The sequence below is a fragment of the Corynebacterium striatum genome, from assembly GCF_016728105.1.
GTDB classification, from domain to species: domain Bacteria; phylum Actinomycetota; class Actinomycetes; order Mycobacteriales; family Mycobacteriaceae; genus Corynebacterium; species Corynebacterium striatum.
Genome location: NZ_CP068158.1, coordinates 918656 through 942211, shown reverse-complemented (window position 1 = coordinate 942211; position 23556 = coordinate 918656). Strand labels below are relative to the sequence as shown.

Here is a 23556-nt window from a genome sequence, read left to right as displayed (position 1 = left end):
CTGGCAGTGGGCCTGCTTTTCTTCCTGCTCTACCTGGCCTTTTCTAAGTACGGGCGGATTCCGTGCCTGCGCTCATTATCGATGGCTTGGCGATTATCGCGACGCTGTTCGGCACCGCGGCGTCGCTTGGCATTGGTGCTTTGCAGATCGGCCGTGGCGTTGAGGTGGGATTTGTCTTTTGACCCGGCGGTTATTCGCTACCACTTTGAGGAGCAAGCGCTTGCCAACGCCGTGGTGCAGGGCGTTCGCGAGCACGGTGACGACTTTGCTCTATCGGTCGAACAAACCGAGCGCAACTCCGAGTACTCCACCGGCGCGGAGTTCGACTCCACCTCGGAGGAAGCCACCGAGTGGTACGTGCGTACCGACGAAGAGGGCGAGCCTATCCCTTATGACTACGAAGCCAGCGAGTACATCTCCAAGCAGGAAGTTGTCGACGGCTGGGAGCAGGATACCTAAAAAAGGGGTTTAGGAATCTGCGAGTTCGGCACGATCGTCGGCGTCCATGCCAAGGGCGATCGTGCCGAGCAGAGTCAGCGATGCCCCGAACATCAATACGCCGGCCAGCATGCCTAGGCAGCGCACGATTTCCGGCCATGGAACGTCTTGTCCAACTAGGTCGAGCAACGGCAGGCAGAGCATCAGCACCATTAAACTGCCGAGGGCGAAGTACGTGTACTTGAAGACGTTGCTGCGCGCGCGATCGATGCGGCTGCGCTGATATTCGTCTGCAAAGGCTGGGTCCATATTGTCTTTTCCGATTAGAACTTGAAGGCGCCCCAGGCAGATGACGAGCCAGGCAAGGCCGCCGGCCCACAAGAACATCGCAATGACGTTGTAGAAGGGGTTGACTGCTATAGCGGCGAGTGCAATGAGCAGTCCGACGAAGCTGGAATAGAAGTACTTGGTGCGGATAGGCATGCTTAATCCTTAGAAATGAGTTCGTCGCGGTTGAATTTGCCTGCCAGAGACCTGGCCACGGTGAATGGAACCCACAGCATTTGCAGCATGATCAGCTTGAAGAACAAGCTGGCCACGAAGATTCCGTCCATGGAGTCGACGAACCGGGTTCCGAGAGCAATAGCGCCGCAGGCCATGAACATGAACATGGAAGAAAACAAGGCGAGCTTAAGTCCATCTTCGCGGGCCTCTACATGAAGTTGCAGCATGTACTCGTCGAGTTCGATAGTGGGTAAGTCGGCGGAGTCGATAGTCTTGCGCAGCTTGGACACGCCGAAGCCGGTTACACAGCTACCCAAGCAGGCCAGCATGAAGGACGTGAAATCGTCCCAGAACTGCAGCGGGATGGATACGACGATGATTGCAAGCCCGACGTCGGCGAGGCGTATGAGGCGGTTGCGCTTTGTGACGCGAGCTTTGGTGGCGGTGGACGTCATGGCCTAGTCCTTTCGGTAGATCTCGGTGGATAGCGGCTGGAATTCGGTGCGCGAGAAGACGGCTTCGACGGGGAGGTCGAATACTTCGCAGATGCTGAACGCGAGGTCGAGGCTGGGAGAGTGATCGCCACGCTCAAGAGCACCGATGCTTTGGGGGTTGACCCCGACGGCGTCGGCAAGCTGGGCGCGCGACATGTCCCTCTCGACCCGGAGCAACCGAACTCGATTGAAAATTGGGGAAGACGGCTTTTTCTTTGGGGACATAAACCAAAGTGTTGTATAAACCCAACACTTTGTCAAGGAGTATGAGGGCTTTGTTAGCATAGGCGGCATGCACTCCGCGCTTTCCCCAGACATGCATCCGGTCTCCCGGAAGCTGACCACAGCTCGCTATATTCACCACCTGAGCTGGTCGGCAGTCTTTGCTATCGCTTTCGCGGTTGCGGGGTACTTCGCCAGCTCATTTTGGTACTGGTTCGCCGGAGCCTGGGTAGTGTGGTTCGTCTACTTGCTCTGGCTCATCCCCGCACAGGTGCGCAACATGGGGTGGAAGGAAACCGACGATGAGCTGGTGATTACCCGCGGCAAACTGTGGTACCGCCTGACCATCGTCCCCTTCGGTCGCATCCAGTTTGTGGACGTTTCCGCCGGACCCATCGAGCGGGCGTTGGGATTGAAGCGCGTGAAGATTCACACGGCGTCGGCAAGCTCAGATGCGCGAATCGCGGGTCTCGTTGCAGAAGACGCGGATGCGTTGCGCGAGCGGCTTGCCGTCAAGGCACGCGAACGGATGAGCGGACTATGAGCGGCCGGCATCGTCTGCGCAAGGACCGCGCGTCCGTGGACGCAGAAGGTTTTCGCCGCGTCCACCGCCTGACCCCGTTGCTGCGCTTTTGGTCGGTTATCTTCGCGTTTCTGGCCATTTTCGTGCTCAACTTCAACTTGGAGATGCTCTCCGACATCGCGGCCTACCTACGTGGCGGGCACTGGAGTGACATCGGCCTTGGAACGCTCGCGGGGCTCGGCGGCTTCATCGTAGTTTGCCTGGGCATTTGGTATGTCTCCGCCATCTGGTGGCGCAAGCTGGGCTATAAGCTCGGCCCTGATGAGGTGGCGTTGCGCCATGGCGTGATTTCCTCGTCCTTCCGCTCTGCTCGCTATGACCGCATTCAGGCCGTGGACGTGGTGGAGACGGTCATCGCGCGCATCTTTGGTCTGGCGGCGGTGCGCGTGGAAACCGCAGGCGGCACTGCGTCGGTCATCGAGATCTCCTTCCTGCGTAAGGCGGAAGCCGAGCAGCTGCGCCAAGAGCTGCTCGCGCACGTGCATCGCCCGGCAGCAGGAAACGCCTCGGCAACCGTGGAACCCGACCCGGCCGGTGACGACCTCATCCCGGAGATTCCCGTGGGCCGTACCCTCGCGGCGGAGGCGCTGCGCCTGCCCACGCTTATCGCCCTCGTAGTCATGACGATCCTCGTCATCTTGCCCTTCTTCCGCGCGGCGGCGCTGCCCATCGTGGTGGGATTTGTGCCGAACATCTGGAATCTCATTGATACGTCGTGGCGCTTTAACTCCCGCTATGACGCGCAGGATGAGGTGCTCAATATTGCATATGGCCTGGCCGATCGCCGCCGGCAGACCATCCGCCGCTCCCGCATCCATGCGGTGCGCGTGACGCAGCCGCTGCTGTGGCGCATGTTTGGCTGGTACGAGGTTCAGGTCTCCGTCGCGGGCTATGGCGCGAAGGCCGGCGGCAAGCAGTCGGGTTCCACGCGAATTCTGCCGGTGGGTACGCGCGACCAGGCACTCGCGCTTTTGGAGCTGGTCTCCGATCTCGACGCCGCGCAGATTGAGGAATTTGCCCGCCCCGAGGGGCACACGCGCCCCACGTACGTTTCACCTGGCAGGGCTTGGTTGGCATCGCCTGTGGACTTGCGTCAGCAGGCGGTCACGCTGGTGGGCACCGAGGTGGCGGTTGTGCATGCCGGGCGCCTGGCGCGCCGGGTGATGGTCGTGGGCACCCCGCACATCCAGGAGCTCACGGTCAAGGCGGGCCCGCTCAACCAGCTTTTGGGCGTGCGCAACATCAACTTCGACTTGGTCCGCGGGCCGGTGGCGATGGCAGGACGCCAGCTAGCGCTTGCCGACGCCGCCGATCTCCTCGAGCGCCTGCGCAAGCGCCAGCTGCCGAGCATGGCGCAGGAGGCTAGGATGCTTTCGCCGGAGCCGGGTGACTCGGCCGACGCAGAGTAAGCAACACTGGGGCGCCGGTCTTGCGCGGGGCGCCGCACAGCGCGGAGGCTGCGCAGGAGCCGCAGGCCGTGGTGGGGCAGGTGCTGAGCGTTTCGGCACTGAGCTCGCCGGTGGCAAGAAGGTGCGATATCACCAGGTTGACCGTGCCGATTTCTAAGCCCGTGGCTTTGGCGACTCCGGCGCGGGTGGTGATTCTTGCCGCGATGGTTGAGCGGACTGCTTCGATGGGGGAGTTCACAGCAACCTCAACAATTGGAAGACCACGACAGCCAAGACCCACGCCGTGGTGAGCTGAACTGCGAAGCCGAAGAGCGTCCAACGCCATCCGATTTCGCGCTTTTGCGCAGCCAGAGTGGCCACGCAGGGGGTATAAGCCAGCAGGAAAAGCATGTAGGCCCACACTGCCGCGTTGGTGTGGCCGCCGGAGGCCGCCGCGAAGTCGGCGCGCACGTGATTGCTGAGCGAGCTTGCGGCCTGTTCCTCGGGGGTGGCGTCGGTGACGTCTTTGACCGTGTAGGTCTGCGACCACGTGGAGATGAGTGCCTCCTTGGCCACGAAACCGGTGACCAGTGGGCCGGCCAGCGACCAAGAGTCGAAGCCCGCCGGCGCGAAGACCGGAGCGATGGTGCGCGAGACCGCGCCATAAGCAGACTCCTGCGGGGCCGGGGTGGTGTAGCCGCCATCGACGGTGGTCGCGGCACCCACCGGGATGGCCATGAGCAACCAGATGACCACGACCGTGGATACGATGATGCCGCCCGCCGTGTGGAGGAAGCCCTTCAGGCGCGTCCACATCACGGATAACGCCAGGCGCACCGTGGGCAGTTGGTAGGTGGGCAGGTCGATGACCAGGGGATCCTGGGGAACCGCACGCCATAGCGTCTTGCGCAGTGCTAAGCCCACCAACACGAGCAGAGCGATGGAGACCACGTACAAGGCAAAGACCACGCTGCCGGCGTGGGCTGGGAAGAAAGTCTGCGCCAGCATCACAAAGACCACGAGGCGCGCCGAGCACGACGTGAACGGGATGAGTAAAGAAGTCATGATGCGATGGCGGGTCGAGCCCAGAACACGCGTGGCCGCAATGGCCGGCACGTTACAGCCAAAGCCCACCACGATGGGGATAAACGCCTTGCCTGGAAGGCCAATGGCACGCATGAGGCGGTCGGTGACCACCGCGGCACGCGCCATGTATCCAGAGTCTTCAAGGACGGCGAGGCACAGGAACATCAAGGCCATGAGCGGCGCGAAGGTGAGCACCATGCCGACGCCGCCGATGAGGCCATCGACTATAAGGCCCTCGACCAGCGGATGGTGAAGGCCGACTGCCTTCAGAAGGTGGCGTGCTGCGTCAGAGATGGGTCCTGAGACCAGCGCCTCCAAGCCGTCCTACAGAGGAGCGGCCACCGTGGTGGTTATCTGGAAGACCAGCCACACCACCGCGAGGAAAAGCAACGGGCCGGCTACCGGGTGCAGCGCTACCGCATCTAGGCGCTGCGAACGCGTGACCGGCTGCGACTCGGTGTGCACCGCTGCTTTGGTAGCGGCGTCGAGATCCGCAAAGCGGGCGTCGATGCTGGCGTCCTCGCGCCGGACCTGTGGCTCCTCAGTAAGGGAAACCTGCACCGTCTCACGCAGGCGTTCCAGGCCTTCCCGCCGGCGGCCATCAACGCAGACGACCGGGATTCCCGTGGCCCTCGCGAGCGCATCGGCATCGACCCGCAAGCCCTGGTCTTGTGCTACGTCCAGCTTGGTCAGCGCGATGCTGAGCCGGCAGGGAAGCTCCGCGAGCTGGAAAGCCAAGTTGAGCCCGCGCGCAACCGCAGTCGCGTCGACCACCACGATGACGCGATCGGGGCGCTCGGCAGGGGCGGCGTCGTAAAGCATGGCGCGGGATCAGCGCCTCATCCGGGCTGAGCGGATCCAGCGAGTAGGTGCCGGGGAAGTCAATGAGATCGGCAACCTCGGCCGGGCAACACGAATGCGCAATGTTCCAGGCGCCGCGGCTGACCTCCACCGAGGTACCCGGCCAGTTGCCGGTCTGCACCTTGGCGCCGGTCAGCGCGTTGAAAAGCGTGGACTTGCCGGAGTTGGGAGCGCCCACCATCGCGATGATGGCTGCGCCCGCGGGAGCCAGCGCCCCGCCAGGATTTCCGTGGCAGCTAGGGGAAGTGGAGCTCATTACTAGACCCCGATGGATTGCAACGTCTGCCGGTCGATGGCGTAGCGGCAGGTATCAACAGTTACGATGCGTGTCCCGCCCGCCACGTGCGCGCCCAGAGTCAGGCACGCGCCCGGCCGGATCCCGAGCTCGCACAAGCGGCGCGCCATCGCTGGGTTCTGCACACAGTCGAGGCATTCGGGGCGGAGGGTAACAGTGCTGCCAACAGGCAGGGAGTAAGCCGATGAGTGAGTGGTCGACTCGCCTGAGCTCAAACGCAAAGGCAACATGACAAAGAGTCCTTTCGAATCACTTTTAAAGTTACCCTTGCCGAATATTAGGTTGTCCACACTTTGTGAACTTTATCCCAGTGCGTTTTCCCAGCTGCCGATCTGGCGCAGCTTCTGCTTAAAGGGAGCAATTCCGCTTAACGACGTCGACAAGCAGAGGCACCACAGGGCGCTGCGCCAACTCCATGCCTGCCTGCGCAAAACCGAGCACGTTGTGCGCGGCAGCCTCAATTGCCGTGATGAGATCGGTGAGACTAGACCGCGCCCTTGAAACCCAGTTGGCGCCAGGCCTCGTACACGGCGGTGGAGGCCGCGTTGGACAGGTTCATCGAGCGGCGCGCCGGGACCATGGGGATGCGAACCTGCTCGGTGATGCGTGGGTGATTGACGTGCTCCGGTGGCAGGCCAGTGGGCTCGGTGCCGAAGAGGAGGACGTCGCCTTCTTGGAACTCGACGTCGGTGAACCACTTGTCGGTGTGCGTGGTGAATGCGAAGACGCGCGCACCAGGTAGGGCAGCCATGCAGGCGTCAAAGTCCTTGTGGATCTGCAGATCTGCGAGGTCGTGGTAATCCAGGCCAGCGCGTTTGAGGTGCTTATCGTCGAAGTTGAAACCCAGCGGCTCGATGAGATGCAGGGAGGCACCCGTGACGGCGGCGGTGCGGATGGCGTTGCCGGTGTTGGTGGGAATCACGGGATTATCAAAGACGATGTGCAGCTGGCTCATAGTGCTCAGTCTAGGATGGACTGCATGAGCGCTACCAAACTAGATGGCAATTTGTACCGCGACGAGATCTTCGAGGACCTGAAGGCTCGCGTTTCCGCCCTGCAGGCCAAGGGCATCCAGCCTGGCCTGGCCACCGTGCTGGTCGGTGACGATCCAGGCTCCCACGCTTACGTGAAGATGAAGCACCGCGACTGCGAGAAGCTGGGCATCAACTCCATCCGCAAGGACCTGCCAGGAGATATCACCCAGGAAGAGCTGGAGAAGGTCATCGACGAACTCAACAACGATGACGCCTGCACCGGCTACATCGTGCAGCTGCCGTTGCCGAAGCACCTGGATGAGAACAAGATTTTGGCCAAGATTGATCCGGAGAAGGACGCCGACGGCCTTCACCCAGTCAACTTGGGCAAGCTGGTTCTCAACGAGGAGGCTCCGCTGCCGTGTACTCCGAACGGCTGCATCCATCTCCTGCGTCGCTTCGGAGTGGAGCTCGATGGCGCCAAGGTTGTGGTTATTGGCCGTGGCGTGACCGTGGGTCGCCCGATTGGCCTTATGCTTACCCGCCGCAGCGAGAATGCCACCGTGACCTTGTGCCACACCGGCACCAAGGACTTGGCTGCTGAGACCAAGGCCGCTGACGTCATCATCGCGGCTGCGGGCAATGCTCACATGCTCACCGCGGACATGGTCAAGGAAGGCGCTGCGGTCCTCGACGTGGGAGTCTCCCGCGTGGATGGCAAGCTGGCTGGCGACGTCGCGCCCGACGTGTGGGATAAAGCCGGTTACGTGTCCCCGAACCCAGGCGGCGTCGGCCCGCTGACCCGTGCCTTCCTGGTGTCCAACATCGTGGAGCGCGCAGAAAAGCTGGCGGGCCTGGCTTAAATGGCCTCCGAAAAAGGGGCTGCCCACCGGGCGAAGGATCTCAACCTGGATAACCCCCACGACGTTAAGTTGCGGCCTTCGCGCTTGCCGGCCGGCGTGCAGTGGGTTGCCGTGGGGCTCTTCGTCGCGGGCGTAGCGCTGTCTGCGGTCTTTGCCATTTCTGAACACTGGCGCCGCGCCACCGTGATTCTGGGGGCGTCGCTGTTGTGGCTGTCGCTGGTGCGTCTGACATGCGACTCACGCATCGTCGGCGTTCTCGCTGTGCGCTCGCGGCGTTTCGACGCCGCCTACACAGCCTGCCTGGGAGCGTTGATGACGTTCCTGGCGGTGTCCGTGGATTCGCTGGGTTCTTAGATGTAGTACTCGTCGCCCACATACATCGGACCCAAGTCCAGGCCGTCCGGCGCGGAGAGCGCCAGGAAGTTTCGCAGGATGCGGTCCATCTGGCGCGACTCAGCCAGGAAGGCATCGTGGCCGATGGGGGAGACCACCTTGGCCATGGCCAGTAGATTGCCGATGTTGCGGGAGATGTGTTCCTGCTGGTGGTACGGGTAAAGAATGTCCGTGTCCACGCCCACGACCATGGTGGGCACGGTCGAGGAAGCCAGTGCCTTGTTGAGGCCGCCGCGCCCGCGCCCGACGTCGTGCCGGTTCAGCGCCTCAGTCAGCGTCACGTAGGAGCCGGCGTCGAAACGCTCGGTGAGCTTGTCGCCCTGGTAATCCAAGTAGGAATTCACGGCGAAGCGCTGGTTGGGCTCGCGGTATGGGCCAAGCGGGTTCTCGTCGCGCTGGGCTTGGACTCCGAAGCGCTCGTCGATTTCCTGCTCACCGCGGTAGGTCAGGTGCGCGATGCGGCGGGCCGCCGCGAGGCCCTCGCGCGGGGCCTTGTTGTATTCGTAGTAGTCGCCGCCGTGCCAGAAAGGATCGCGCTCAATCGCAGAGATTTGCGCGGACTGGATGCCGATCTGCCATGCGGAAGCGCGGGCAGACACCGCGATGACACAGGCCGCGGAGAGAAACTCCGGATGCAGCAGGCTCCACTCCAAAGTGCGGGCGCCGCCCATCGAGCCGCCGATGACGGCGTGGACGTGCTCGAACCCCAGCTCCTGCAAGAACTTATGCTCGGCTTCGACGAGATCGCGGATGGACAACGCCGGAAAGCGCGAGCCCCAGGCCTTGCCGTCTGGGTGCGGGGAACACGGGCCAGTGGAGCCCTTGCAGCTGCCGAGCGCGTTGGTGACAATCACGCACCACTGCTGCGTATCCAGCGCCTTGCCTGAGCCGATGAGGTCGCCCCACCAGTCGGCGGCGTTGGAATCACCGGTCAGGGCGTGTTCGATGACCACGATATTGTTTGCGCCATGTGGGTCGCCGGCAAAGGCGCCCCAGCGTCGATAAGCGATGGTGACGTCCGCAATGGAAGCTCCGGCTTCCGTAGCGAAATCACCGATCTTGACGTGGTCCAGCTCGCCCTCAGGGGCGAGCTCCGGAATCGTGGTCACGCGAAGAAACTCCCTTCGTTGTTGCGCAGTTACAGGGCAGCGAAAGCCTGCTCGAGGTCAGCGATGATGTCCTTGACATCCTCGATGCCGACGGACAGGCGCACCGTTGCCTGGGTAATACCAGCGGCGCGCAGGCCCGCCTCGTCAGACTGGGAGTGAGTGGTGGTTGCCGGGTGGACCACCAGCGAGCGAGTGTCGCCGATGTTGGCCAGGTTGGAGTGCAGCTTCAGGGCGTCGATGAACTTCCACGCCACTTCCTTGGCGTCCTTGCCACCGGTCTCGATCTCGAAGGAGAGCACCGAGCCGGTGTAGCTGTAGCCCAGCTTCTCCTTTACGGACTTGTACGGGGAGGAATCCAGACCCGCGTAGTTGACCTTGGCGACCTTGTCGTGGTCCTCCAAGAACTCAGCGACTGCCTGAGCGTTCTCGTTGTGGCGCTGGACGCGCAGCTCGAGAGTCTCCAGGCCGGTCAGGGTCAGCCAGGCGTTGAATGGGGAAGCGGCTGCGCCGGTGTCGCGGATGATGCCAGCGCGGGCACGCAGCGCGAATGCCGGGGCTCCAAGGTCTGCGTACTTCAGGCCGTGGTAGCTCTCGTCCGGCTCGGTGAAGAACGGAAAGACGGACTTGCCGTCGCGCTCGACGGTCCAGTCGAACTTACCGCCGTCGATAAGCACGCCGCCGATAGCGGAGCCGGAGCCGGAGTAGAACTTGGTAGTCGACGCCACGACGATGTCAGCGCCCAGCTCCAGTGGACGAGCAAGCACAGCGGTGGCCATGGTGTTGTCCACGATGAGCGGCACCTGGTTGGAGTGTGCGACCTCGGAGATAGCCGGGATGTCGAGCACGTCGGCGATCGGGTTGCCGAAGGTCTCGCCGTAAAAAGCCTTGGTGTTCGGCTGCACAGCTGCCTGCCAGGACTGCGGATCATCCGGGTTCTCAACCAGGGTGGTCTCGATGCCGAGGCGCTTGAGGGTGTGGGTAAACAGGCTGGAGGTTCCGCCGTACAGGCGCGGGGAGGCGACGATGTGGTCGCCTGCGCCAGCGAGGACCTCGATGGCTGCGGTCTCAGCAGCCTGGCCGGAGGCAAACACTACGGCGGCGACGCCGCCTTCGAGAGCTGCTAGGCGACGCTCGAGCGCGTCAACGGTGGGATTGGTCAGACGCGTGTAGATGGGGCCGGCGTCGCTAAGCGCGAAGCGTGCTGCAGCATGTTCTGCGGAATCGAAGACATAAGAGGTGGTCTGGTAAATCGGGACGTTGCGCGAGTTGGTCGAGCCGTCGAGGTCTTGACCCACGTGCAGGGAACGGGTGGACAGTGCCCAGTTTTCGAAGTTGCTGTTGTCGTACTTGGTAGTCATGGAGGTAAGACTAGACCAAGCGGTACAAAAGCGTATAGGGCTGCCGGAATTTGGCCTTGTTTCCGCTGGCGAAGTAGTGAATAAAAACAGACAAAGCGGTCGGCATGAACCGACCGCTAACCATTAGCGAGGATGGCGCCGAAGAGAAGTAGCGCTGTTGCAATGGAGCTCATGGTGACAGTAACCGTTTTGCGGGGGGGCGAACTGCTCCCCATAATCCGGACTGAGAAATCAGAAACCAGATTGTGGGGAGTATTTCTATGCTTCCACCGATTCGCCAACGGCTAGGCGCCGGTAGCCGCTAACGCCAGCTTTCTGGAGCATGCCGTCGGTGAGCTGCTTGCCGACGTCGCTAAGCACAGCATCATGAATCGGCACCACTGTCCGCGCGCCGATGGACATGGCGTAGTCCGCAGCATCCGCGCCACGCACCCAGGGTGCGGCAATCGGGAGGAAGAGCAGCTCTACGCCCTCGACATGCACCCATTGATCGCCAGGGTGGAGAACACCACCGAAGAAGAAACCCACGTTTTCTGGGCGGGGAATCGCCGGGTGAATCTCTTCGTGCAACCCGCCGACTGCCTGGACTTTTATCCCGAGCACTTCGAAACTCTCGCCCGCGCGGACCGCAGTGCCGTGGCCCACGGCGTCGACAGTCTCTTGCGTGCCCCATACCGGCAGGCCACAGTCGCGCACGGCCTCGACGTCGAGGTGATCCGCATGCGCGTGGGTAACCAACACGGCATCTGCCGAATCCAAGCACGAGGAGTCCGTGAATCCACCGGGGTCGATGACAAAGCGGCCCGCAGGGGCGTCGACTGCGATTGCGGAGTGGCCGAGCATGGTGACTTTCATGGTCCCAGCCTAACCAAACGTGAAGGAATAGAGTTTGACGCCCTCGCTGACTTCGATGTCGAGAACTTCGGTTTGCGGGGCGTTCTCTTTAACGAGGTCGAGCGTTCCGTCTTCCTTCACAGGGAACTCACGCGTGGTGCCGTCTGCGTGGCGCACCGTCACGGTTCCTTTGCCGGAGACCACCAGCTGGACCCACGCCGCGTGGTAGTTCAGGCGCAGGCGCGCATCCTTGCCGGCAGTAATCGGCTGGTCCTCGAGCGTCCACGTTCCGCCGAGGGAGTACTGGCCACGCTCCGGCGTTCCGAGCTCGAAGTCGTGTGTTCCTGGGGCGTAGTTGCGGTTGGCGAAGTAACGCGCACGCGCTGTGCCGAGGTAGGTCTCTGGATTGCGGCCCTCCGTGGAGGCTTGGTCGGCGGATTCCAGCGGCGCGGGGAGTTGGACGTTCGGGTCGCGCTCTTTAAGCAGCTCGCGGATGTGATTTTCAGTTTCGGCGTAATCGCCCTCGCCGTGGTGAGATTCGCGCAGGATTCCCTGTGCGTCAACGAGGTAGTGCGCTGGCCAGTACTGGTTTTCGAATGCACGCCAGGTGGTGAAGTCGTTGTCTTGGGCAACGGGGTAGTGGATTCCCTGTTCCCGCGCCGCGCGCTGGACGTTGGCGGCCTCGCGCTCGAAGGAATATTCCGGGGCGTGGATGCCCACTACTTCGAGCCCAGAGTCCTTGTAGTGGTCGTATATTTTGGTCAGATGCACGTTGTTGCGTTGGCAGTTGATACAGGCATAGGCCCAGAAATCGATGAGCGTCACCTTGCCGTTCGTGCGCGGGTCCACGGGCTCATCCGTGTTGAACCAGCCGGTCAGCCCCTGGAATTCGGGTACTTGCTGTCCCGCCTTGCTTGACGACGCCTCTTTCGCCAACACCTCCTGCCCAAACTCCGGGGAGGGCAGTTTCTGCTGCAGCCACGCCGGCGCACCGACGGCGATGGCACCTGCCATGGCGATGACCACTACGCCCGCGCCGAAACGGAAGCCCCGCTGATGTGATTGGAAGAAGTCCACGCGTTTGCCCACTTCGTTGCCGCCGAGGGCGAATGCCATCAGCGGAATAGCCACGCCGACGGCAAAGGCGAGGCAGAGGATGAGGATGTGGGCGTCGATTGTGCCTGTCGCACCGGCGACGGAAATAGCCGCCAGCACCGGACCCGCACACGGCACAAAGACCACGCCGAGCGCTAAGCCCACCGCGAATCCGCCTTTGTCGCGCGCTTTAGCTTGCAGACCGCCTGCTTTGGGAAGCTTGAGGAACGGCCACTCGAGGATCTCCTGGAATTTGGGGAACATCATGCCCAGGCCCACGAGGACCAGCAGCCCGATGCCCACCTTCCACACTAAGTCGCCGGGCAGGTGCAGCGCGTTGAGCAGTGTTGTGGCAAAGAGCGTCACCGCTGTAAAACTCGTTACCAGCCCGCCGATGACCAGCCATGGTCGCGACCTTCCGCCGTTTCCGCTCACCGCAAGAACCAGCGGCAGGATGGGCAGGATGCATGGTGAGAGACCAGTGACTAGGCCACCGACAAGCCCGATGGACAGGGTTGACAACATGGGAAACCTTTCTGTTGGGGTATACCCATCTGTTCGGAGCGGAACCAGCGGACGGATTGGTGAGAATTTTTCCAATCCACTTTCCGCCCCCGCTCCGAATGACTTTGTGAAGGGGCCAGAAACGCTGGCCCACAGTCAAAAGGAGAAAACTCATGAAGAAGCTCATCGCTACCGCCGCAGCCCTGGCCATCGCCGGAACCGGTCTCGCTGCCTGCAACGACAACAAGGAAAGCAAGGACGAGATGATGACGTCCGAGATGATGGCACCGTCCTCCGGTGCGATGATGTCGGAAGAAATGTCCAAGTAAGTCCAAATGTCCGCGCCAGCGCCTACGGCGGAGGTAAACTCAACGTCCGTGTCCACCATGTCCCCACAACAAATCGCCCGGCTCAACGACCAGCTCGTTGCGACCGCGGCAGGGGACAGGCATGCCTTTTCGCAGCTTTACGACGTCCTCAGTCCTACCGTCTTCAGCGTCTGTCTCCACGTGCTCAATAATCAGGCGCTGGCGGAAGAAGTCGCTCAAGATGTGTTCGTGGAGACGTGGAATAAGGCGGCCAACTTCGACCCAGAGCGTGGGAATGCACGGTCATGGGTTGCGCGGTTGGCGCATGGGCGCGCGGTAGATCGGTTGCGCTCGCACGTGGCGAGCGTGGAGCGCGACGATAGGGACGCGCATCTTGAGGAGCCAACACGCTTTATCGACGTCGAGTCCGAAGCGCTGGAGCACGTGGAATCGCAACGCTTGCGCGCGGCTGTCGACGCCATCGGCGAGCCTCACCGCACCGCAGTCCTGCTGGCTTTCTTCGGTGGATTGAGCCATGCTGAGCTGGCAGAATCAACAGGAGTGCCGCTGGGTACCGCGAAGACGCGCGTGCGCGACGGAATCAAGAAACTCAAAGCCACACTGGGAAAGGAGGAGCGATGAGTAACACCCGCGAATTCGACGACGAGTCCTTCGAGGCGTTCCTCGACGCTCTTCCCGACGTCGAGCCGCCAGAGCATCTCAAGCACTCCGTCTTCGCCGCTATCGATGCCGGCGAGCACACCTCGCCGACTGCGCAGCCCATAGCGGAGGTGGTGGAGTTGCCGCGTCGTCGTACGCGTGGCTTCTTCGCCGCTGCCGCAGCGGCAGTGTTGTTGATGGTGGGTGGAATTGGCGTCGTCCAGCTGCGTCCGCAGGAAGACGCGCGGATTCAAGCCGCGGGCGTGGAACAGATGCACGCCATCATGGCTGCTGATGACCTCCTGACCGGCAACGCGGATGCCTCCGGTGCAACGTTAGACATTGTGTCCTCGAAGGAGATGGGCAAGTCTGGCGCGATGGTCGACGGCCAGCCTGCACTCGCCGACGGCATGGGCGCCCAAGTCTGGGCCGTGGCCTCCAATGGTGAGGTGACGTCGGCGGGCGTCATCGGCCAAGACCCGCACGACGATGTGTGGATGCCCTTCGACGGCGATGCCACCAAGGTCATGATCACTGAGGAACCCATGGGCGGCAGCGCCAAGCCCACGGGCCGGATGCTCGCCGAGGTCCGCCTCAGCTAGCCATACCAGCATTACCCAAACTGGCTCGAGAATCGTTTCATCGCTTATGGTGTGCTGAGGCAGTCGCGCACGATATGCAATGCGGTGGTGAGCTCGACGTCGCTTAGGTGTCCGAATCCCAGCACGATGCCCTTCTCAGCAGTGGCGCCGCCCCAGTAATCGCGAAGCGGCGTCAGCGTCAGCCCGCGGGTGGCGGCTCGGTCTACAACGGATTCGTCGCACAGCAACACTGCATGGAGGCCGCCGTTGATGGGAAGGAGGGTGGCGGGGGCGTCGGAAAGCATGGCGTGGACGAGGTCGCGGCGCCGCTTGTAGGCCCGGCGCATCCGCCCGGTGTGCCGCCGCAGTGCGCCGCTAGCTAGATAGTTCGCCAATGCCGCCTGCGGGATGGAGCCCACGGACTGGCCGAAAACCTCACGGACGTCCTGGACCGCGGGCAACAACCGCTCCGGAACCACGAGGTAGCCGCACGCAATCGACGGCGAAATCACCGAAGAAAACGTTCCCAAAAGCACCGTATGCTCCGGCGCCAGCGCTGTCAGTGCGGGCAGAGGCTGGCCTACGTAGCGCAACTCGGAATCAAAGTCATCTTCGATCAGCAACGCGTTCTCGCGGCGCGCCCACTCCACCAGCGCGCCCCGGCGAGCAGCGGGAAGCGACGCCCCGTAAGGGTATTGGTGGCTCGGCGTGACGATGAGCGCATCCAGCGGGCCGGGCACGGTAACGCCCTCGGCGTCAGTAGGCACCTCCACCAGCTCGTGGCCCAACGCCTCGGGAATACGCCGCAAGCTCGGGTAACCCGGCGACTCCACACCCACGCGTAGGTGGCCGCCGAGCGCGCGCAGCAACAGCGTCAAACCGTCGCGGGCGCCGGCCGTGACAACGATTCGCTGCGGATCCACCCGCAGCCCGCGCATGTGCCGGACGTGGTGGGCGATTTCGTGGGGGAGTGAGGTGGCGTCGGAAAGCGGATGATTGGCCGCTTCACGCCACGCGGCCCGCCATTCGGGGGTAAGGATGCCGTCGGTATCCGGCAGCCCGGGCGTGAGCCTGACTGTCGACGCCGCCGGCGCCGGGCGCTCCACCTTCACCTCCCGCAGCTGTGAATGTGGCAACCGTGGATTGACGACGGTGCCGGATCCCACCTCGGCGGTGAGGTAACCCTCGGCGGTGAGTTGTTCGTAGGCGGTAACCACGCTGCCTCGGGAAACGCCGAGTTTCGCGGCAAGCGCGCGGGTGGAAGGAACCTGTTCACCCGGCAGCAGAATGCCCGCCGTCACCTGGGTGCGCAGGGCTTCCGCGATTTGGACGGGCAGTGCGCGTGTATCAGAGGGGGCAAGCCGTATAGACATGGTCCCAGCATAAGTGGTCTAATTCAACACGCTTGAATTGGCTCTTGTCTTAGACCATTTCTTAGTGTGAGGATGGTCCGCATGACTGAAAATACTTCTTCTAAAAATGAAATGACGCGAGCAACTACTCGCGTAAAGCGCGGACTCGCAGACATGCTTAAAGGTGGCGTCATCATGGACGTCGTGACACCGGAGCAGGCAAAGATTGCCGAGGACGCCGGAGCTGCAGCTGTTATGGCGCTGGAGCGCGTCCCGGCAGACATTCGCGCGCAGGGTGGCGTGGCGCGTATGAGCGACCCAGACCTCATCGAGGGCATTGTCGACGCCGTCTCCATCCCCGTCATGGCCAAGGCCCGTATTGGCCACTTCGTTGAGGCGCAGATTCTCGGCGAGCTGGGCGTGGACTTCATCGACGAGTCCGAGGTTCTTTCGCCGGCGGATTACGTCAACCACATCAACAAGTGGGACTTCGATGTGCCTTTCGTCTGCGGTGCGACCAACTTGGGCGAGGCGCTGCGTCGCATTACTGAGGGTGCTGCGATGATTCGCTCCAAGGGCGAGGCCGGTACTGGCGACGTCTCCGAGGCCGTCAAGCACCTGCGCACCATCAAGGGAGAAATTGCGCGCCTGCAGAACCTGGACCGTGATGAGCTTTACGTTGCGGCCAAGGAGCTGCAGGCACCGTACGACCTGGTAGCCGAGGTGGCAGAGACCGGCAAGCTGCCCGTGGTCCTGTTCGTTGCGGGTGGTGTTGCTACGCCTGCCGACGCCGCCCTGGTCCGCCAGATGGGCGCCGAGGGTGTCTTCGTCGGCTCCGGCATTTTCAAGTCCGGCAACCCGGCTGCGCGTGCGGAGGCTATCGTGAAGGCCGCGACCCTCTACGACCAGCCTGCTGAGCTGGCGAAGATCTCCCGCGGTCTGGGCGAGGCCATGGTGGGCATCAACGTCAAGGACGTGCCGGCACCGCACCGCTTGGCTGAGCGCGGATGGTGATTGGAGTACTGGCGCTGCAGGGCGGCGTCGAGGAGCATGCGGCGATCTTGAGCTCGCTGGGCGCACAGGTGCGTCGGGTGCGGCTGCCGCGTGACCTGGACGGGCTGGACGGAATCGTATTTCCGGGCGGCGAGTCCTCCACGATCGACCGTCTTGCTAGGGCCTTCGACCTTGCTGCGCCGCTTCGCGACGCCGTCCGCTCCGGCCTCCCCGTCCTCGCCACGTGTGCAGGTTTGATTTACTCCGCCCGCGAGCTGGAGAACCCAGCGGCTGGGCAGCAGACGCTGGGGATTCTGGATGTGACCGTGAAACGCAATGCCTTCGGCAACCAGCGCTTCTCCGAGGAACGCACCGTCACCGTCGACGGCGTTTCTGTGGAGGCTAGCTTCATCCGAGCGCCCGTCGTCACGCGCGTGGGCTCGGGTGTTGAGGTCATTGCCACCATCGCGGGTGACGTCATCGTCGGCGTGCGCCAAGGTCACGTCACTGCATTGAGTTTCCACCCGGAAGAAAACGGTGAGACTCGTATCCACGAAACGTGGCTCAACTGCTGTTTAGGAGCTACTAGTACCGGATAGCCGGCGCAGTTGGGCGTCGTAAAGCGCAAGCAAATCCTTCATACGTTGAAACCTCACGGGGGTAAACGAGCGGAAAAGCGCCGACGGGATAGTGACCTGAGATACATTTAAGCGTGTTAATTCTGTGAAACACAGCGAAAGGCGAATCCGGTGACAAATCCGCACATCGACCAAGTCCGAGAAGACATCCGCCTCCTAGGCCGAGTGCTGGGCCGAGTACTCGCGCAGCAAGAGGGCGAGGACGTCTTTGAGCTGGTCGAATCCACCCGCAAGATGGCCTTCAATGTAGCCCACGGCAACGCCAAGCCCGAGGACCTCGTGGCGGTTTTCCGGGACCTGGACATCAATAAAGCCAACCTCGTGGCGCGCGCGTTTAGCTATTTTGCACTTTTGGCAAACCTTGCCGAGGACCTCGCGGACGAGGCAGTGGAGGCGCCGGTGAGCTTGCGCAAGACCTTCGCCAAGCTGAAGGAGGAGGGCGTCGCCCCCGCGGATGCGGCCGCCGTCATCCGCGACGCGCAGGTGGCGCCCGTCCTCACCGCGCACCCCACGGAGACCCGCCGGCGTACGGTCTTCGATACCCAGACCCGCATTAAGCAGCTGCTTATCGACGCCCACCGCGGTGGTGACATGGACGCCATCGAGCGCGAGATGTACCTGCGCATGACGTTGCTGTGGCAGACGGCGCTTATCCGCATTGCCCGGCCGACGCTGGAGGATGAGGTCGACGTCGGGCTGCGCTACTACAAGCTTTCGCTTCTGGAGCAGGTCCCGGCGCTCAACCGCGCGATTCGCCATAGCATGCGGGAGACCTTTGGGCTGCAGCTTCCCGACGCCCCCGTCGTGCGACCCGGCTCCTGGATCGGCGGTGACCACGACGGCAATCCGTACGTCAACGAGCGCACGCTGACCTACGCTACCCGTAAGGCAGCGAAGACGATTTTGCGCTACTACGAGTCGGAGCTCGATGAGTTGGAGCGCGAGCTGTCTTTGTCGGATCGCTATTCCTCGTGTTCTACCGAGCTGCTGTCCTTGGCGGAGATTGCTAACAACGACTGGGAATCGCGCGTGGATGAGCCTTATCGCCGTGCGATTTATGGCATCCGCAATCGCGTGCGTGCAAACCTGCATGCGTTGGGAGAGAAGAAGGCGCCGAAGGGCGACTTCACCCCGTACGCTTCGCCGGAGGAGCTGCAGCGCGACCTCGACGTCATCGATCGCTCGCTGCGCCAGTTCAACGACGACATCATCGCCGATGACCGCCTGGCCCGCATCCGCTCGGCCGTGACTACGTTTGGTTTCCATCTTTATTCACTGGATATGCGTCAGAACTCGAAGTCTTTCGAGCAGGTGCTCACGGAGGTCTTCGCTGCCGCAAGCCTGTGCGATGATTACGCCGCGCTGAGCGAGGCGGAGAAGATGGAGCTGTTGGTCCGCGAGCTGCAGACCGCGCGCCCGCTGCTGTTTCCTGGCGCAGACCAGGACTTCAGCGAAGTCACAGCCAAAGAGCTGGGCATTTTCCGCGCGGCGTCGCAGGCAGTGCGCAAGTTTGGCCCGCAGTCGGTCTCGCACTGCATCATTTCGATGACGGGCTCGGTATCGGACATCCTGGAGCCGATGGTCCTGCTCAAGGAAGTGGGCCTGAGCGAGGTCGACGTCGTTCCGCTCTTTGAAACCATCGATGATCTGAAGGCTGGCGCGCGCATCCTGGAGCGGCTGTGGGCCGTGCCTTTCTACCGCGAGCACCTGCGCGCGCGTGGGGACATTCAGGAGGTCATGCTGGGCTACTCCGATTCCAACAAGGACGGCGGCTACCTGCAGGCGAACTGGGCGCTTTACGACGCCGAACTTTCCCTCGTCGAGCTGTGCACCCAACATGGGATCGAGCTGCGCCTGGCGCACGGCCGTGGCGGCGCGGTTGGCCGCGGTGGTGGTCCGACTTACGACGCCATCCTGGCCCAGCCCAAGGGTGCGGTGTCGGGTTCGGTGCGCATCACCGAGCAGGGCGAAGTCATCTCCGCCAAGTATGGTGCTCCGGAGACGGCGCGTCGCCACCTTGAGGCGTTTGTGTCCGGCGCGTTGGAAGCATCGCTGCTGGATACCGAGCCTATCGCCGATACGGAGCGCGCCTACGCAATCATGCGTGAGCTCGCAGCGTTGTCCGGCGAACGCTACGACGATCTCATCGGCGACCCTGGCTTTATCGAGTACTTCACCCAGTCCACGCCGCTGCACGAAATCGGCGACCTCAACCTCGGCTCGCGCCCGGCGGCCCGCAATCAGACCACTGCGATTTCGGACCTGCGCGCGATTCCGTGGGTGCTGTCCTGGTCGCAGTCGCGTACCAACATCCCGGGCTGGTTCGGCGTGGGCAGCGCAGTGACACAGTGGGTGGAGCAGGCGCCGGCCAGCGAGCAGGCGGCACGCTGGGAGGAGCTGCGCGAGCTGTATCGCACTTGGCCTTTCTTCCGCTCGGTGTTGTCGAATATGGCGCAGGTGATGGCGAAGGCGGAGCTCTCGCTCGCTCGTCTCTACGCGGACCTCGTCGACGACAAAGCCGTTGCCGACCGCATCTACGCCCTCATCGCCGACGAATTCGCCCTCACCCGCGAGGTCTACCTGCACATCACGGGCAATGCAGACCTCACCGCGGAGAACCAGCGCCAAGCGCGATCGCTCAAGCGCCGCTACCCATACCTGCTCCCGCTCAATGCGGTGCAGTTGGAGTTGCTGCGCCGCTACCGCGCCGGCGATGATCAGTTCCTCGTCTCGAAGACCATTCAGGTCACGATGAATGGACTAGCTACTGCGTTGCGTAACGCAGGCTAGTTGAATTTGCTGGTGGGGATGGGCGCGGCGTCGTAAGGCGGCTGCCATGCCACCCTGCCGCCGACGCGGACCATCCGCCCGCGCATGGGCGGGGCAGTGGGGTCATCGTCGTTGACTCCGTTGTGATACGGACATAATGGAACCAGATTTAGGATATTCGTCGGTCCGCCTCGCGCCCAGGCCACCATGTGGTGAATCTGGCATTTCTCAAATGGGACCGGGCAGTCCTTCCACGCACAACATGGGCTCTCCGCCATGAGTGCTAGCCGCTGCTTGTCCGTGGCGAAGCGGCGCGTGCGAAAGACATCCAGTGGTCCGTGCTCGCGGCTGACAGCCACGATGACGCCCTTTTCCAGCAGTGCGCGCTCCACGAGCTGCGAGCCGGTCAGCGTGGCACCGTTGGTCATGCGCACGATGAACTCTTCGCCATCCTTGTCCGTGTTTCCTTTGAGCAGCTGCGCATAGTCGTCGACCTGCAGCACCGCCATGGTCATGACCTCAGTTTTCACGCCTTTGCCGTCGAGGTTTTCCAGAAAGCTCTCGCCGGGACGCTGCTGGTCGATGCCCTGGAATACGTCGGTTAGCTGCATAGAATCCGCCGTCACAGTCAACGTGGCCAAGCCGTTGTCATGCTGGGTCAGCTTCGCGCGCTCGGCGTATTCGCGGGGCTTGCGCCACTCGCGCAGGCGCTTGCGCGCAACCTTTTCCACCAGCTCGGCGCTGGTCTGGCACAGTTCCACGCGCAGGTCCCAGGCCTTGTTATGGTCGCGAACCTTGGCCACGAAAGACTCAATTTGCCGCAGCGTAACCAGCCCATGGCCGCGGCTGCGCGCCGCTGCTACCGCCGTGCGCTGCTTCTTGGTGGAGTGCGTGGGCCCGAAGTAGGAGTGATGGAGGGCGAGGAGCTCGGCGGCGTCGGCAGGCGCGGCTCCTAATGCCAGCAGATCGGATTCAGACATGCCCGCGCACTCGGCCACCAGGTCAATGGCCCGGCCGAGTGCGGCGAAGAAGGACTGTAATCTCATGACCTCAACGCTAAAGCGCTGTCAAGCCCGCTTCAATAGTCAGTTTCCGCGAGAGGCCAAATTTGTGGATAACTCAGGAGCTCGCCGCAAGTTATCCACATTCGCAAGCTAGCTGGCTAGTTAAGAGCCCAACAAACCGCGGCGGCGCAGCAAGGGCTGCACGTCCTTGTCGCGTCCCCGCAGCTCGCGGTAGACCTCGGTGAAATCGCGCGAGGCGCCCTTGGACAGGATGAGTTCGCGGAACTTTTGGCCAGCTGCGCGGGCTTTAGCATCGTCCCCGTCGGCCGAGTCTGCCGCGCCGACTTCCTTGAACCAGGAGAAGCCGTCGGCGTCGAGGACCTCAGCCCACAGGTAGGAGTAGTAGCCCGCGGAGTAACCGCCGGCGAAGATGTGATTGAAGTACGTCGAGCGGTAACGCGGCGCGATGAGCGGGTTGTTCAGCCCGGCCTTGGTCAGCGCGTCCTTTTCAAACTGTTCGATGTCCGCGGCCGTAAGCTGGGCAGCTTCCTCGTGTGAGAGCGAGTGCCACGCCAAGTCCACAATCGACGCAGCCAAGTACTCCACCGTGCCGAATCCCTGACCGAACTCGCCGGCAGCCGTGACTGCTGCGAGCATCTCGTCGGAGATAACCTCGCCGGTATCAACATGGCGCGCGTAACGCTTCACCAGTGCCGGCTCTAATGCCCAGTTCTCGTTGATCTGCGAGGGGAACTCCACCCAATCGCGCGGGACGTTGGTGCCGGCGAAGGTGGGGTAGCGGACGTCGGAAAGCAGCCCGTGCAAAGCGTGGCCGAACTCGTGGAAGACGGTGTGCAGCTCGTCGAGGCTCAGCAGCGGCTGGGAGCCGTCGGCAGGCTTGGTGATGCCCATGACATTGACGATGACCGGCTTGCGCTCCAGTAGACGGGACTGCCCCACGAACTCGCTCATCCAGGCGCCGCCGCGCTTGGTGGGGCGGCCGAAGTAGTCGGTGACGAACAAGCCGATGCCGTTGTCGCGGTCAGCTTCGGGCTCCTGGCCCGCGTCGAAGACTTCCCACACGCGTACGCCCTCGGCGTAGCCCTGCAGGTCCTCGCGCGGGACGACGGTGATGCCGTAGAGGCGCTCGGCGGCGGCAAACACGCCGTCGACAAGCACGCGATCCAGCGGGAAGTACTTGCGCAGCTCCGTCTCATCGAGGGAGAAGTCGCGGGCGCGGACCTTAGATTCCCAATACGGCCAGTCGGCGGCGGTGAAGCCCTGGCCGTTGAGTGTTGCTTCCTCTGCGAGGAGCTTCTGCTCGCCTTCGGCGTTGGCCGCGGCGGCGGGGGCGAGGTCGAAGAGCATGGTGCGGGCGGCGTCGGCAGTCGCAGCGGTTTCTTCGGCGATCACGTAGTCGGCATGGGAGGCAAAGCCCAACAGCTCGGCGCGTTCGGCGCGCAGCTGGACGGCCTCGATGAGACCTGGGATGTTGTTCTCGGAGCCCCTGCTTGCCGACGCCCCATACAACCTCCCCCTCGCATCCTCCCGCGCCAATCGGCTCAGCTCCGACTGCACGGTCGGCAGCTCGAGCGGGATGACGAAGCCCTCGCGGCCCAGCGCCTCAGCATCGGCTTTGGCGGAGGCGATGCGTTCGGCGGGCAACCCCTCGAGTTCCTCCTCGCTGAACTCAACGGCTTTCGCGCGAGTAGAGGCCATGAGGTTGCGGCCGAATTCCTCCGAGAGTGCGGACAGGCGTTGGTTGATGTCGGAGAGGCGGGACTTGCCGGCGGCGTCGAGATCCGCGCCCTTGCGCTTGAAGGTCCGCAGGAGGTGGTCGTGGAGACGGTGGCCTTCGGGGTCGTCGTCAAGCGGCGTTGCCTCCTTGATGCGCGCGTAGAGCTTTTCGTTTTGATACATGCCGTCATAGTGCGCGGCGAGGCGGGGGTAGATATCGGCGGCAATCTCCTCCATCTCATCGGTGACGTCGGTGCCGGAGAGGTTGCCGAAGACGGCCATGACGCGGTCCAAGTCCTGGCCGGAGCGCTCCAATGCTTCGACGGTGTTTTCCCACGTGGGGGCGGCGGAATTATCAGCAATGGCGGCGATTTCGGAGCGATGGCGCTCGAGTGCCTCGTCGAAGGCGGGGCGGAAGTGCTCTACCTTGATGTCTGCGAAGGGAGGAAGCTGGTAGGGCAGTGGCGAAGGGTGGAGTAATGGGTTAGTCATAGATGAACACTGTACCCATTA

General features: G+C 62.8%; 24 protein-coding genes and 2 pseudogenes. 12 read left to right on the top strand and 14 right to left on the bottom strand.

The annotated features are described in order from the left end of the window. Positions 1 to 74: 74 nt before the first annotated feature. Together I6I72_RS04360 and I6I72_RS04355 are read left to right on the top strand one after the other, a co-directional pair. Positions 75 to 161, top strand: a pseudogene (locus tag I6I72_RS04360) (hypothetical protein); the annotation flags it as partial. Positions 162 to 171: 10 nt separating this feature from the next. Next, positions 172 to 459, top strand: a complete 288-nt coding sequence (locus tag I6I72_RS04355; RefSeq protein ID WP_034656543.1) for a hypothetical protein — start codon at positions 172 to 174, stop codon at positions 457 to 459. A gap of 9 nt (positions 460 to 468) precedes the next feature. Here the strand turns inward: I6I72_RS04355 and I6I72_RS04350 are convergent, their stop codons facing one another. The 3 genes from I6I72_RS04350 to I6I72_RS04340 are packed head-to-tail and all read right to left on the bottom strand — an operon-like array spanning position 469 to position 1661. Continuing rightward, on the bottom strand, positions 469 to 921 hold the full coding sequence (locus I6I72_RS04350) for a hypothetical protein (RefSeq protein ID WP_005527927.1): 453 nt from the start codon (positions 919 to 921) through the stop codon (positions 469 to 471). A gap of 2 nt (positions 922 to 923) precedes the next feature. Beyond that, positions 924 to 1397, bottom strand: a complete 474-nt coding sequence (locus I6I72_RS04345) for a hypothetical protein (protein WP_046646584.1) — start codon at positions 1395 to 1397, stop codon at positions 924 to 926. A 3-nt stretch (positions 1398 to 1400) separates the two neighbouring features. Continuing rightward, on the bottom strand, positions 1401 to 1661 hold the full coding sequence (locus tag I6I72_RS04340; protein WP_005527929.1) for a helix-turn-helix transcriptional regulator: 261 nt from the start codon (positions 1659 to 1661) through the stop codon (positions 1401 to 1403). A gap of 91 nt (positions 1662 to 1752) precedes the next feature. On the opposite strand from I6I72_RS04340, the gene I6I72_RS04335 reads away from it, so the two are divergent. Both I6I72_RS04335 and I6I72_RS04330 read left to right on the top strand, forming a co-directional pair. After that, positions 1753 to 2202: a PH domain-containing protein gene (locus I6I72_RS04335; RefSeq protein ID WP_046646608.1), complete on the top strand. Its 450-nt coding sequence runs from the start codon at positions 1753 to 1755 to the stop codon at positions 2200 to 2202. Continuing rightward, positions 2199 to 3650 (top strand): PH domain-containing protein, encoded by a 1452-nt coding sequence (locus I6I72_RS04330; RefSeq protein WP_049147472.1) that lies wholly within the window; start codon positions 2199 to 2201, stop codon positions 3648 to 3650. Before I6I72_RS04335 ends, I6I72_RS04330 begins: the two co-directional genes overlap by 4 nt. On the opposite strand, the gene I6I72_RS04325 is transcribed toward I6I72_RS04330, so the two are convergent. The 4 genes and pseudogenes from I6I72_RS04325 to I6I72_RS04310 all read right to left on the bottom strand — a co-directional run bounded on the left by I6I72_RS04325 (position 3604) and on the right by I6I72_RS04310 (position 6826). After that, positions 3604 to 3888 carry a hypothetical protein gene (locus I6I72_RS04325; RefSeq protein ID WP_083287737.1) on the bottom strand — a complete coding sequence of 95 codons (285 nt, stop codon included), beginning with the start codon at positions 3886 to 3888 and terminating at the stop codon, positions 3604 to 3606. The two genes, I6I72_RS04330 and I6I72_RS04325, sit on opposite strands and share 47 nt — an antisense overlap. Beyond that, positions 3885 to 5832 (bottom strand): annotated as a pseudogene (feoB, locus tag I6I72_RS13805) (ferrous iron transport protein B). Before feoB ends, I6I72_RS04325 begins: the two are co-directional and overlap by 4 nt. Before the next feature lie 2 nt (positions 5833 to 5834). Further along, positions 5835 to 5981, bottom strand: a complete 147-nt coding sequence (locus tag I6I72_RS13620) for a FeoA family protein (protein ID WP_236592690.1) — start codon at positions 5979 to 5981, stop codon at positions 5835 to 5837. Between the two features lie 374 nt (positions 5982 to 6355). Continuing rightward, complete coding sequence (locus I6I72_RS04310; RefSeq protein WP_005527936.1) at positions 6356 to 6826, bottom strand: tRNA (cytidine(34)-2'-O)-methyltransferase; 471 nt, start codon at positions 6824 to 6826, stop codon at positions 6356 to 6358. Positions 6827 to 6850: 24 nt separating this feature from the next. On the opposite strand from I6I72_RS04310, the gene I6I72_RS04305 reads away from it, so the two are divergent. Both I6I72_RS04305 and I6I72_RS04300 read left to right on the top strand, forming a co-directional pair. After that, positions 6851 to 7708, top strand: coding sequence for a bifunctional methylenetetrahydrofolate dehydrogenase/methenyltetrahydrofolate cyclohydrolase (locus I6I72_RS04305; RefSeq protein WP_049147469.1), 858 nt, complete (start codon positions 6851 to 6853; stop codon positions 7706 to 7708). Continuing rightward, positions 7709 to 8062 (top strand): DUF3017 domain-containing protein, encoded by a 354-nt coding sequence (locus tag I6I72_RS04300; protein ID WP_049147467.1) that lies wholly within the window; start codon positions 7709 to 7711, stop codon positions 8060 to 8062. Here the strand turns inward: I6I72_RS04300 and metX are convergent. The 4 genes from metX to I6I72_RS04280 form a co-directional block, all read right to left on the bottom strand. Further along, on the bottom strand, positions 8059 to 9210 hold the full coding sequence (gene metX, locus I6I72_RS04295; protein WP_005527940.1) for a homoserine O-acetyltransferase MetX: 1152 nt from the start codon (positions 9208 to 9210) through the stop codon (positions 8059 to 8061). The two genes, I6I72_RS04300 and metX, sit on opposite strands and share 4 nt — an antisense overlap. 29 nt (positions 9211 to 9239) lie before the next feature. Then, positions 9240 to 10568, bottom strand: coding sequence for an O-acetylhomoserine/O-acetylserine sulfhydrylase (locus I6I72_RS04290; protein WP_005527941.1), 1329 nt, complete (start codon positions 10566 to 10568; stop codon positions 9240 to 9242). 258 nt (positions 10569 to 10826) lie between these two features. After that, positions 10827 to 11423 (bottom strand): MBL fold metallo-hydrolase, encoded by a 597-nt coding sequence (locus I6I72_RS04285; protein ID WP_201807527.1) that lies wholly within the window; start codon positions 11421 to 11423, stop codon positions 10827 to 10829. Positions 11424 to 11432: 9 nt separating this feature from the next. Next, on the bottom strand, positions 11433 to 13022 hold the full coding sequence (locus I6I72_RS04280; protein WP_049159044.1) for a redoxin domain-containing protein: 1590 nt from the start codon (positions 13020 to 13022) through the stop codon (positions 11433 to 11435). A gap of 152 nt (positions 13023 to 13174) precedes the next feature. Between I6I72_RS04280 and I6I72_RS04275 the strand changes: the two genes are divergently transcribed. Genes I6I72_RS04275 through I6I72_RS04265 form a run of 3 tightly spaced genes read left to right on the top strand, consistent with a single transcriptional unit; the run spans position 13175 to position 14571 of the window. After that, positions 13175 to 13330 carry a hypothetical protein gene (locus tag I6I72_RS04275; protein WP_005527944.1) on the top strand — a complete coding sequence of 52 codons (156 nt, stop codon included), beginning with the start codon at positions 13175 to 13177 and terminating at the stop codon, positions 13328 to 13330. A 57-nt stretch (positions 13331 to 13387) separates the two neighbouring features. Further along, positions 13388 to 13951, top strand: a complete 564-nt coding sequence (locus I6I72_RS04270; protein WP_034656629.1) for a sigma-70 family RNA polymerase sigma factor — start codon at positions 13388 to 13390, stop codon at positions 13949 to 13951. After that, positions 13948 to 14571, top strand: coding sequence for an anti-sigma factor (locus tag I6I72_RS04265; RefSeq protein ID WP_005527946.1), 624 nt, complete (start codon positions 13948 to 13950; stop codon positions 14569 to 14571). Before I6I72_RS04270 ends, I6I72_RS04265 begins: the two co-directional genes overlap by 4 nt. 44 nt (positions 14572 to 14615) lie before the next feature. Here the strand turns inward: I6I72_RS04265 and pdxR are convergent, their stop codons facing one another. Beyond that, positions 14616 to 15923: a MocR-like pyridoxine biosynthesis transcription factor PdxR gene (pdxR, locus tag I6I72_RS04260; protein ID WP_005527947.1), complete on the bottom strand. Its 1308-nt coding sequence runs from the start codon at positions 15921 to 15923 to the stop codon at positions 14616 to 14618. 72 nt (positions 15924 to 15995) lie between these two features. Here pdxR and pdxS point away from each other — a divergent pair, with 72 nt between their 5' ends. The 3 genes from pdxS (at position 15996) to ppc (ending at position 20323) form a co-directional block, all read left to right on the top strand. After that, entirely contained in the window at positions 15996 to 16916 is a 921-nt protein-coding gene (gene pdxS / locus I6I72_RS04255) for a pyridoxal 5'-phosphate synthase lyase subunit PdxS (RefSeq protein WP_370875945.1), read from the top strand. Further along, positions 16910 to 17494, top strand: coding sequence for a pyridoxal 5'-phosphate synthase glutaminase subunit PdxT (pdxT, locus tag I6I72_RS04250; RefSeq protein WP_049147461.1), 585 nt, complete (start codon positions 16910 to 16912; stop codon positions 17492 to 17494). The genes pdxS and pdxT overlap by 7 nt, the downstream gene beginning before the upstream one ends. A 150-nt stretch (positions 17495 to 17644) precedes the next feature. Then, positions 17645 to 20323 (top strand): phosphoenolpyruvate carboxylase, encoded by a 2679-nt coding sequence (gene ppc / locus I6I72_RS04245; protein ID WP_049147459.1) that lies wholly within the window; start codon positions 17645 to 17647, stop codon positions 20321 to 20323. Here the strand turns inward: ppc and I6I72_RS04240 are convergent. Both I6I72_RS04240 and I6I72_RS04235 read right to left on the bottom strand, forming a co-directional pair. Beyond that, the gene (locus I6I72_RS04240) at positions 20320 to 21348 is read right to left on the bottom strand and encodes an HNH endonuclease signature motif containing protein (RefSeq protein ID WP_201807524.1); all 1029 of its coding nucleotides are present in this window, start codon (positions 21346 to 21348) and stop codon (positions 20320 to 20322) included. The genes ppc and I6I72_RS04240 overlap by 4 nt on opposite strands. 120 nt (positions 21349 to 21468) lie before the next feature. Next, the gene (locus tag I6I72_RS04235) at positions 21469 to 23535 is read right to left on the bottom strand and encodes a M3 family metallopeptidase (protein ID WP_049147457.1); all 2067 of its coding nucleotides are present in this window, start codon (positions 23533 to 23535) and stop codon (positions 21469 to 21471) included. Positions 23536 to 23556: the final 21 nt, after the last annotated feature.